This is a genomic window from Marinobacter sp. UBA2498, assembly GCF_002341575.1.
Taxonomy (GTDB): Bacteria; Pseudomonadota; Gammaproteobacteria; order Pseudomonadales; family Oleiphilaceae; genus Marinobacter; species Marinobacter manganoxydans.
The window spans coordinates 4925-14394 of sequence record NZ_DDOI01000032.1; the positions used below are offsets into that span (position 1 = coordinate 4925).

Consider the following 9470-nt stretch of genomic DNA (forward strand, 5'->3'; position numbering starts at 1 on the left):
CCTCGTGGCCCTGGAAGAAGTCGCGGTCGGTGAGTACCGACAGACAAGCGGCGCCTCCGTTCTCGTAGCTTTCGGCAATGACCGCTGGCTCGAAGGGGTCTCGCAGAATGCCCTTGCTCGGCGAGGCTTTTTTGATCTCGGCGATAACAGCGGGAGTCTGCTTTTCAATTCGGCTGCGCAGAGCGTTGGCGAAGCCTCTGGCTGCTGGTTGGTCCCCAGCCATGGCTTTCAGGTCGGCAACCGAAACCCTTGGTTTCCGCTCGTCAATTTCTTCCCACTTGCGGTCCACGATCTTGCGAAGAATGGTGGGAGTCTTTTCCAAATGTCGTTCAGTCATTAGCGGCCTGCAAGTAGTTAGCGAGAGCCGGTGGGGCAGGGCTTGCCAAAACTGTCGTCAGCCATGGATGGCTGACGCCAAGCCCTACAGGGACGTATTNNGTCCAGCTTGCTGCCCAAAGTGCTGGGTCAGTTTGCTCAGGTTTATCCGCAGGTGACACTGCAGGTGACTTCAGCGTTGAGTAAAGACTTACTGTCCGGACTGGGGCAACAGTTCGATATTATTCTGGCACTGCGCGAACAGACCAATAAAAGCGATGTGTTGATTCAGCGCGAAGAGCTGGTTTGGGTGGGCTTACCCGGCTTGTTAGAGCAACCCGGCTGGCCTATGGTGGTTGCTCCGGAAGGGTGTATTTATCGGCGCAGGGCAGAGCAAAGTTTACAAAGGGCACATCAGCCTTATCGTATCACTTATACCAATACCGACTTCTCGGGACTGACTGCGGCATTGAACAGTGGACTTGGCATTACCGTTCTGGCTAAAAGTACGGTACCGAAGGATATTCCCATATTGGAAAGTTTTTCTGATAACAAACCCTTACCCAACCCCGGCTCAGTCAACGTGATTATGCGCCTGGCCGGTGGCGCTTCAAGTGCAGCTTCGCAATTAGCGGATTATCTGAAAGCGCGGATTTGAACATCTCACCTGACGTGAACGTCAGGCTACGGTAGCTGACTCCCGGGATAGGTGGCGCCTATGGTTGCTGCGTACTGGTCCGGGAGTGTGCAGCGCCATGGATGGCGCTGCCCAAGCCCTACAGGGACGTATTCACGGGCGTGTTTTGGTAAGCCCTGCCCCACCGGGTCGTCCTGCCGAAATCCGGCAGGCTTGGTCGATCAAAAGCACTGAGAAAAATCAGCCAGCTCCGACATCTTGCCGGCAGCGAGGCCAGAGCCCATGGCGTCGAGGGCCATATCCACACCCTCTTTCGGCGTCTTGGCCAAACCAGCGACATAGATCGCTGCGCCAGCATTGAGGGCAATCAGGTCCCGGGCTTTCTCGGCCATTTCATCGTGCCCACGACCGAAAGCTGCTTCGATGAGCTTCAGTGAGTCGTCGGCGGTGTCCACGGTCAGGCCCACCAGAGCCTGGCTCTTGATGCCAAGATCCTCCGGGGTGATGTCGTATTCGGTGACCTTGCCGTCTTTCAGTTCCGCCACGTGGGTGGCGCTTGCCAGACTGATCTCATCCAGGCCGTCTTTGGAGCAAACGACCATGATGTGCTCGGCCCCAAGGCGATGCAGCACCTCCGCCATCGGGCGGCACAGCTCCCGGTTGAACACGCCCACCAGTTGGCGTTTAACGCCCGCCGGGTTGGTCATCGGGCCCAGGATGTTGAAAATGGTCCGGCAGCCCAGCTCCTTGCGGGGGCCAATGGCGTGTTTCATGGCACCGTGGTGGGCCGGAGCGAACATGAAGCCGACACCAATTTCCTCGACGCAGCGGGCCACCTCTTCCGGTTTCATGCTCAGATTGATGCCCAGCTTTTCCAACAGGTCGGCACTGCCGCTCTTGGAGGAAACCGCCCGGTTGCCGTGCTTGGCCACAAAGCCGCCGGCTGCTGCCACCACGAAGGAGGCGGCGGAAGACACGTTGAACAGGTTGGCGCCATCGCCGCCGGTGCCGACGATGTCCACCAGGGGTTCGGCCTTGACCGTAACCTTGGTGGCCAGCTCGCGCATAACCTCGGTGGCGCCGGTGATTTCGTCAATCGTTTCGCTCTTCAGACGCAACCCCATGAGAAAAGCGCCGATCTGGGCGTCTGTGGCCTCGCCGTTCATGACGATACGCATCACGTCCTTCATTTCCTCCCGGGAAAGGTCCAGGTTGGAGGCAATGCGGTTGAGAGCTTCTTTCATGTCCATGTGTCGGCCTCTTATTGTGTTCTCAGAAAGTTGCGCAGCAGCTCGTGGCCCTGTTCCGTCATAATAGACTCCGGATGGAACTGCACGCCTTCGATGGGCAGGGTCTTGTGGCGAACCCCCATGATTTCCTCGATGGAACCGTCGTCGTTGCGGGTCCAGGCGGTCACTTCCAGGCAGTCGGGCAGGGTGGCCTTGTCGATCACCAGGCTGTGGTAGCGGGTCGCCTGCAGCGGGTTGCTCAGGCCCCGGAACACGCCAGTGTCCTTGTGGAATACCGGGGACACCTTGCCATGCATGACCCGGCCGGCGCGGATGACGTCACCACCGTAGACCTGGCCAATTGCTTGATGGCCCAGGCAAATGCCCAGGATCGGAACCTTGCCGGCGAAATGCCGGATGGCCGCCATGGAGATGCCAGCCTCGTTCGGGGTGCAGGGGCCGGGGGAAATCACCAGCCGCTCCGGGTTCAGGGCTTCAATCTGTTCGATGGTAATTTCATCGTTGCGGTGCACCTGCACGTCGGCACCCAGTTCGGCCAGATACTGCACCACGTTGTAGGTGAAGGAATCGTAGTTATCGATCATCAGCAACATAATCTGTTCCTCCGCCTCAGTGGTCGAAATCGTTGTAGGTCATGGCCACCGCGCGGAAAATGGCGCGGCCCTTGTTCATGGTTTCCTTCCACTCGAGGCGGGGCACCGAATCGGCCACCACGCCGGCGCCTGCCTGGATATGCAGGGTGTTGTCCTTGATCACGGCGGTACGGATGGCAATGGCTGTGTCCATGTTGCCGTTGAACGACAGATAGCCAACGGCGCCTCCGTAGACCCCACGCTTGACCGGCTCCAGTTCGTCGATAATCTCCATGGCCCGGATCTTGGGCGCACCGCTAAGGGTGCCGGCGGGCAGGGTGGCGCGCAGCACGTCCAGGCAGCTGGTGTTGTCTTTCAGCCGGCCGGTCACGTTGGAGACGATATGCATCACGTGGGAGTAGCGCTCCACGATCATCTTGTCGGTCAGCCGGACCGTGCCGGTTTCCGACACCCGGCCGGCATCGTTACGGCCCAGGTCGATCAGCATCAGATGCTCGGCAATTTCTTTCGGATCAGCCAGCAGTTCTGCTTCCAGCGCCTTGTCCTCGGCATCGGTGGCGCCGCGCTTGCGGGTGCCGGCGATCGGCCGAACCGTCACTTCCTCGTCTTCCACCCGGGCCAGGATTTCCGGGGAGGAGCCCACGATGTGGAAGTCACCCAAATCCAGGAAATACATGTAAGGGGAAGGATTCAGTACCCTGAGCGAGCGATACAGGTTCAGCGGTGGCGCCTCGAAGGGAATCGACATGCGCTGTGATATCACCGTCTGCATGACATCGCCGTCGAGCACGTAGCCCTTGATCTTGTCTACCGCGGCTTCGAATTTGTCCTGGGTAAAGCCGGAAATAAAGTCGCTCTCGTCCACGGCTTTTCCGCGCAGGTGTTCTGGGGTGCGGGGCGCGTCAGCGGTCTGCCTGTGCAGATGGTTTTCCAGCTGATCAATGCGGCTCTGCGCCTTTTCGAAGGCGCCCTCAATGGCCGGATCGGCATGGACAATCAGATGCAGCTTGCCCCGCAGGTTGTCGAATACCACGATCTCGTTGGACACCATCAGCAGGATGTCCGGCGTGCCGATTTTGTCCGGCGGACAGCTCTTGCGCAGCCGTTTTTCGATGTAGCGCACGGTGTCGTAGCCGAAGTAGCCCACCAGGCCGCCATTAAAGCGGGGCAGCTCATCCAGATCCGGTGCATGGAAGCGTTTCTGATAGGCTTCGACAAAGGTGAGCGGATCGTCCACTTCCTCGGTCTCAACAACCTCGCCGCCGCGGCTGATCTCCACCCGGTGGTCGAAGACCTTCAGTACTTCGTGACTGGGCAGGCCGATGATCGAATACCGGCCCCATTTCTCTCCGCCCTGAACGGATTCGAACAGGTAGGAATAGGGTCCGCTGGCGAGTTTGAGGTAGGTGCTCAGGGGCGTGTCGAGGTCGGCCAGTACCTCACGATACACAGGGATACGGTTAAAGCCGGCGTCGGCGAGCTCGGTGAATTGCTCGGGTGTCATGGTACGGTTTCCTGAAATCTGATCTGCATTGTGGATGAAAGCCTGTGCTTCCATCAGGTGCTGCGGGCTCGACCAGCAGACGCCAGTCAGCCTCCGGGCTTGCTCAGCCGGTGCGCCATCGCCACCATCGTGTTGCGCGGGTTGTCAGGATGCCTCGCGCTGCAGTCAGATTCAGTCCCTGCACGGCAGGAATCTCCCGTAAAGAAGTGCTCAATGTAAGTTCCTTGTGAGATTACAAAAGCTCGGCCAGCGAATCAACAACCGCGTCGGCGCCCAGAGTATCCACCGCAGGCCCGTAGTTATACCCGTACCGCACCGCCACACAGGGAATGCCCGCGGCCAGCGCCGCGTTAATATCCGCTGCGGAGTCGCCTACCATGACTGTGGTTCCGCGGGTGCCCCCCAGGGTTTCCATGGCATGAAGCAGGGGAGCGGGGTCCGGTTTCTTGACCGGCAGGGTGTCACCACCCACGGTCAGGTCGAACCAGTGATCCAGTCCCATTTGCTCAAGCAGCGGTGCCACAAACTGTTCCGGCTTGTTGGTGACGATGCCCAGCCGGCAGCCCTGGTTCTTCAGGTGCGTGAGACAGGCCTCGACTCCGGCGTAGACTACCGAATGCTGTCCGTTGAGCGTGCCGTAGGCGTGATAGAAAATCGCCAGGGCATCCTTGAACAGGGCCTCGTCTTTTGGTCGCGCCGGTTCCCAGTCCACCTGGCCGGCCAGGGCCCGGCGCACCAGAACGCTGGCGCCATTGCCTACCCAGTTCCGTACCCGGTCAATGCCTGCTGGTGAGCGCCCAAGATGCGCCAGCATCTGGTCCACGGCGGCCGCCAGATCCGGTGCACTGTCCACCAGGGTGCCGTCGAGATCAAACAGGGCAATCCCCGGCCAGCGTGGATTGAACAGCCCTGCCAGGCTCATTGGCTGATCACCCTGCGGGCCTGCTCCAGTTCTTCGCGCATGGCATCAATGGTGGTTTTATAGTCGTCGGTGTTAAAGATGGCAGATCCCGCCACGAAGGTGTCGGCACCGGCCTCGGCGATTTCCCGGATGTTCTCGGTCTTCACGCCACCGTCGATTTCCAGGCGGATATTGTAGTTACTGGCATCGATGCGCTTGCGGGCCTCCCGGAGTTTGTCGAGCGTGCCGGGAATGAACTTCTGGCCACCGAAGCCGGGGTTTACCGACATCATCAGCACCATGTCCAGTTTGTCCATCACATGATCCATATAATGCAGCGGCGTGGCCGGGTTGAACACCAGGCCCGCCTGGCAGCCACCGTCGCGGATCAGCTGCAGTGAGCGATCAATGTGGTTGGTCGCTTCCGGGTGGAAGGTAATGTAACTGGCCCCGGCGTCGATAAACATACGGATGAGGTCGTCCACCGGCGACACCATCAGGTGCACATCGATGGGGGCGGTCACGCCGTGCTTGCGCAGCGCCTCGCAGACCATGGGGCCAATGGTGAGGTTGGGTACGTAGTGATTGTCCATCACATCGAAGTGCACCACGTCGGCGCCGGCGGCCAGCACGTTATCGACTTCCTCGCCAAGACGGGCAAAATCGGCGGACAGGATGGATGGGGCAATCAGGTAAGGGTTCATGACGGCTCTCTCACAACAATGGATAATGGCTTGGTCAGCGGTCCCTGCCGCACATTCAGGATGGCTGCTAGTCTAACAGCTCAGTGGCGTTTTTTCGCAGTCAAAGGATCAGTATCTGTGCAGAGATTCGAGATTTACCGGCCCGGCGTGTTCTGGTTTTTTGTCCTGGCGCTGATGTGTGTCGCACCGTCCATCACCCTCGGGCAGGAAGAGAGCGGGACGGCCGGTGAGGCCGAAGGCGTCGAGGCGTCAGAGTCTGCGAGTCGGGCCCTGATCTGGACAGGCACCGGCGAACGCTCCCTGATCCAGCGTTTTCCCGAATCAGCGGTATGGCTGGAGCTTGAGGAGGGTGATAGGGCGCTGGGCCTGTTCTACCCGGAAGCCAGGTTGCCGGCTCGCGGTGCGGTGCTGGTTCTGTCGGAAGAAGGTGAAACTGCCGCTTCCGGGGTAACCGGCTCACTGGCAGCGGGGCTGGCTTCCAGGGGCTGGGCCGTGCTCACCCTTGGCCTGGAGTCGCCCTCACCGGTTCTGAGTGAAATCCTGATGCGGCCGGTGGTAGAAGAACCATCGGCGGAAACGGAGGCGGGTGAGCAGGAAGCACCGGAATCGGTCATGATCGATATCATGGCTTCAGAGAGTGCCGATGATCTTGAGGCGCGCTACCGAAGCCGGATCAGCCAGACGCTCCAGGCAGGGCTGGCCCAGTTGGCTGAGCGGGGCTATGAAACACCGGCTGTTCTGGGAGTCGGGCGAGCCAGCATACACGTGACCAACCAGGTACTGGAGGGGGCTGATGCCGCTGCGCTTATCTGGGTGGCTTCCCAGTTTTACCCCGTTGACCGTCCAGATCTGCCCGAACGTCTGGAGTCGCTGAGCACGAAATTGCTGGAGCTTTATCCGTCCGGAGCCGCTGATGATCAAACGAAATGGAGTATGGGAATGAGGTTGCGCCGGGCCGGGATGAGTGGCTTTGAGCGACAACCGATTCCCTGGCTCACGCCAGCGCCCGGAACCCTGGGCGATGGGATTGCCAGCCGCGTTGCTGCATGGCTGGAGTCCCGCCAGGACTAGCGGACGGTGTTGTGGCGCTTGATCAGTTCCCAGGCCTGCTGATAGTGAAGCAGACGATCCTTGGCCAGTGCATGCTCGCGGGGGCTGACCTGCTGTTGGGCCAGCTTGTCCGGATGGCACTCGGATACCTTCTTGCGGTAGGCCCGCTTGATCACCTCCAGTGAATCCCGCCGGGTGACCCCCAACAGCTCGCAGGCCTGCTGATAACTGGTGGGTCTTGAGAGATTCTCGCTATGCCGGGTCCATACCTTGCTGGCATAGCTGTCGAAGATGTCCTCGCTGATGCTAACCGGTAGGCCAATCTGGTCAATGGCATCCTCGCAGCGATAGCGCCTGGGTTTGGCGGGCCGGCCGTTCAGTTGACTGGCGTGGCACAGACAGATGGCGGTTTTCAGGGCCGGGGAAGGCCATAGCCGGCGGGACAGGCGCATGGCCAACCCGCGGATGAAAGGCAGTTGCCCGGCTGACTTGCCGTCCTGGAACCAGCCAATGGCGCGCCGTCGCTGACGCTTCGACAGCCTCATGGCCTTGATCAGGGATTCTGCATAGCCAATGTCGGCTTCGGTCACTCGCCCCTCTGCTTTGGCGATATAACCGAGGAAGAAGAACAGGGGGCGCCTGCACCAGCGGGGCAGATGGGCGCGCTCGATAAGCGCGGGTGCCTGATGGCCGCAGGCTGAGAGTTCCCGCATCAGGCTGGAAAACTCGGCGTCCATCCGTGCCGGCAGCACCGGTTGTCGTTTACTCCCTGCCATGGCTTTCAGATTCCCTGTTGCCCAGTTGCCTGTCCAGCGCCTGGAGGCGTTCCGGGGTGCCGACGTCCACCCATTGTCCCCGGTGATAAAGGCCTTTCACGCGGCCTTCGCCCATGGCGTTGCGCAGCACAGGCCCGAGCTTTCCGGACCGGTCGGTCAGGCCTTCGAACAGTCGCTGGTGTAACAGGCTAATGCCGGTGAAGGTCAGCTTGTCCGGGCCATCGCTATGGAGTACTCCCTGGTCAGTGAGGTGAAAGTCACCTTCCGGATGGTGTGGCGGATTGCTGGTGACCACCAGCAGGGCGTCTGCGTCAGGCGGCGGTGTCAGTCGAGACAGGTCGAAATCGCTCCAGATATCGCCGTTGATCGCCAGAAACCAGTCAGATTTGTCACCGGCAAGCAGAGGCAGAGCGCGCACGATGCCACCGGCGGTTTCCAGCGGCTCGCCTTCACGGGAATATTGAATGGATAGCCCGAACCCTTCGCCGTTTCCCAGGGTTTCCTCAATCTGGTCGCCCAGCCAGGCATGATTGATCACCACCTCACGGATTCCCGCCCGCCGCAGGTGCTCCAGGTGATAGGTGATCAGAGGTTTGCCAGCGGCCCTTAACAGGGGCTTTGGTGTGGCCAGCGTCAGTGGCCGCATGCGTTCACCTTTGCCGGCTGCGAGAATCATAGCCTTCACTGGGGCAAGCGCTCCTGACCCGGGGCCGAGCCGATGCTCGTCTCGATCCGGGGCATAACCGTATCGCTCAGCCATTCGTGGAAGTGTCGCAGGGCTGGCTGTCGACCGCTGGCAACGATCAGGTACTGAACGGTTCGGGGAATGTCCTTGAGATAGCCGTGCTTGCCATCGCGGATCGATAGCCGGGCAAAAATGCCGGCAGCTTTCAGGTGCCGCTGCATGCCCATCAGTTCAAACCACTGGCGGAAGGTCTCCGGGTCCGCACGATGCAGGCCAGCCTCGAGGCTGCTCTGGCGGTAGTCTTCCAGCCACTCGCAGATGCGCTTCTCTGGCCATTGGATGTAGCAGTCTTTCAGCAGCGAGACCACATCGTAAGTGACGGGCCCAGTAACCGCATCCTGGAAATCGATGACACCCGGGCGAGGTTGGTCTTGGCGAACCAGCAGGTTTCGGGAATGGTAGTCCCGATGGACCGTCACTTCGGGTTGAGCCAGGGCGCTTTCCCGCAGCATGGAAAAGGTCGTGTCCAGCAGGGCCCGCTCGCTGTTTTCCAGGTTCATGCCCAGATGCCTCTCCAGAAGCCAGTCCGGGAACAGCGCCATTTCCCGCTCAAGCAGGGTGGCATCGTAAGGCGGTAGCGGGTAATCACTGGGGGAAGTCTGGCTCGCGATCAGGGTCAGCTCTTGCAGGGCGTTCCTGTAGAGCTGGTCTGCGGACTCGGTGTTCAGTCGGCCAAGCATCAGCTGGTCGCCAAAATCCTCCAGTAGCAGGAAGCCCTGCTTCAGATCAGCCTGCACAATGTCCGGCACCGCAATACCTTGGCGGTGCCAGTGCCGGGCGATGGCCACGAAGGGCTCGCAGTCTTCATGTTCCGGGGGCGCATCCATCACGATAAACGGTGCACCGTCCCCGGTAGCGGTCGTCGGATTTGCGTGCTGCCAGACCCGGAAATAACGGCGAAAACTGGCATCGCCGGAAACCGGTTCGGCTTCGCACTGTTCGAAGCCGGGAAATTGTCTGACCCAGTTGGTCAGCAACTGCAGGCGGGTATCCAT

Annotated in this window: 10 protein-coding genes and 1 pseudogene; 2 read left to right on the forward strand and 9 right to left on the reverse strand. The window is 60.3% G+C overall.

Going from position 1 to position 9470, the window contains the following annotated elements:
- Positions 1-337, reverse strand: a pseudogene (gene trpC / locus B2W52_RS03325) (indole-3-glycerol phosphate synthase TrpC); the annotation flags it as partial.
- A 108-nt stretch (positions 338-445) separates the two neighbouring features.
- On the opposite strand from trpC, the gene B2W52_RS03330 reads away from it, so the two are divergent.
- Positions 446-973 carry a LysR substrate-binding domain-containing protein gene (locus B2W52_RS03330; protein ID WP_286801266.1) on the forward strand — a complete coding sequence of 176 codons (528 nt, stop codon included), beginning with the start codon at positions 446-448 and terminating at the stop codon, positions 971-973.
- A 200-nt stretch (positions 974-1173) separates the two neighbouring features.
- On the opposite strand, the gene trpD is transcribed toward B2W52_RS03330, so the two are convergent.
- The 5 genes from trpD to rpe form a co-directional block, all read right to left on the reverse strand.
- Positions 1174-2202, reverse strand: coding sequence for an anthranilate phosphoribosyltransferase (trpD, locus tag B2W52_RS03335; RefSeq protein WP_053113155.1), 1029 nt, complete (start codon positions 2200-2202; stop codon positions 1174-1176).
- Positions 2203-2213: 11 nt separating this feature from the next.
- Positions 2214-2795: an aminodeoxychorismate/anthranilate synthase component II gene (locus B2W52_RS03340; protein WP_008173393.1), complete on the reverse strand. Its 582-nt coding sequence runs from the start codon at positions 2793-2795 to the stop codon at positions 2214-2216.
- A 16-nt stretch (positions 2796-2811) separates the two neighbouring features.
- Positions 2812-4299, reverse strand: a complete 1488-nt coding sequence (gene trpE / locus B2W52_RS03345) for an anthranilate synthase component I (protein WP_039882005.1) — start codon at positions 4297-4299, stop codon at positions 2812-2814.
- Positions 4300-4531: 232 nt separating this feature from the next.
- Positions 4532-5221, reverse strand: coding sequence for a phosphoglycolate phosphatase (locus tag B2W52_RS03350; protein WP_008173387.1), 690 nt, complete (start codon positions 5219-5221; stop codon positions 4532-4534).
- A complete protein-coding gene (gene rpe, locus B2W52_RS03355) occupies positions 5218-5904 on the reverse strand; it encodes a ribulose-phosphate 3-epimerase (protein ID WP_008173385.1) in 687 nt (228 codons plus the stop codon). Before rpe ends, B2W52_RS03350 begins: the two co-directional genes overlap by 4 nt.
- Before the next feature lie 117 nt (positions 5905-6021).
- On the opposite strand from rpe, the gene B2W52_RS03360 reads away from it, so the two are divergent.
- Positions 6022-6975, forward strand: coding sequence for a DUF3530 family protein (locus tag B2W52_RS03360; protein ID WP_008173383.1), 954 nt, complete (start codon positions 6022-6024; stop codon positions 6973-6975).
- Here B2W52_RS03360 and B2W52_RS03365 read toward each other — a convergent pair.
- The 3 genes from B2W52_RS03365 to B2W52_RS03375 all read right to left on the reverse strand — a co-directional run.
- A complete protein-coding gene (locus tag B2W52_RS03365; RefSeq protein ID WP_039881998.1) occupies positions 6972-7730 on the reverse strand; it encodes a DnaJ domain-containing protein in 759 nt (252 codons plus the stop codon). The two genes, B2W52_RS03360 and B2W52_RS03365, sit on opposite strands and share 4 nt — an antisense overlap.
- Positions 7717-8415 carry an N-acetylmuramate alpha-1-phosphate uridylyltransferase MurU gene (gene murU, locus B2W52_RS03370; RefSeq protein WP_039881997.1) on the reverse strand — a complete coding sequence of 233 codons (699 nt, stop codon included), beginning with the start codon at positions 8413-8415 and terminating at the stop codon, positions 7717-7719. The genes B2W52_RS03365 and murU overlap by 14 nt, the downstream gene beginning before the upstream one ends.
- On the reverse strand, positions 8412-9470 hold a 1059-nt coding region (locus B2W52_RS03375; RefSeq protein WP_008173378.1), incomplete at its 5' end, for an aminoglycoside phosphotransferase family protein. The genes murU and B2W52_RS03375, both read right to left, overlap by 4 nt.

Bases quoted from the DNA above. Each gene is read 5' to 3' on its own strand.
- trpD (WP_053113155.1), bottom strand. From the start codon at position 2,202: ATGGACATGAAAGAAGCTCTCAACCGCATTGCCTCCAACCTGGACCTT.
- B2W52_RS03340 (WP_008173393.1), bottom strand. From the start codon at position 2,795: ATGTTGCTGATGATCGATAACTACGATTCCTTCACCTACAACGTGGTG.
- trpE (WP_039882005.1), bottom strand. From the start codon at position 4,299: ATGACACCCGAGCAATTCACCGAGCTCGCCGACGCCGGCTTTAACCGT.
- B2W52_RS03350 (WP_008173387.1), bottom strand. From the start codon at position 5,221: ATGAGCCTGGCAGGGCTGTTCAATCCACGCTGGCCGGGGATTGCCCTG.
- rpe (WP_008173385.1), bottom strand. From the start codon at position 5,904: ATGAACCCTTACCTGATTGCCCCATCCATCCTGTCCGCCGATTTTGCC.
- B2W52_RS03365 (WP_039881998.1), bottom strand. From the start codon at position 7,730: ATGGCAGGGAGTAAACGACAACCGGTGCTGCCGGCACGGATGGACGCC.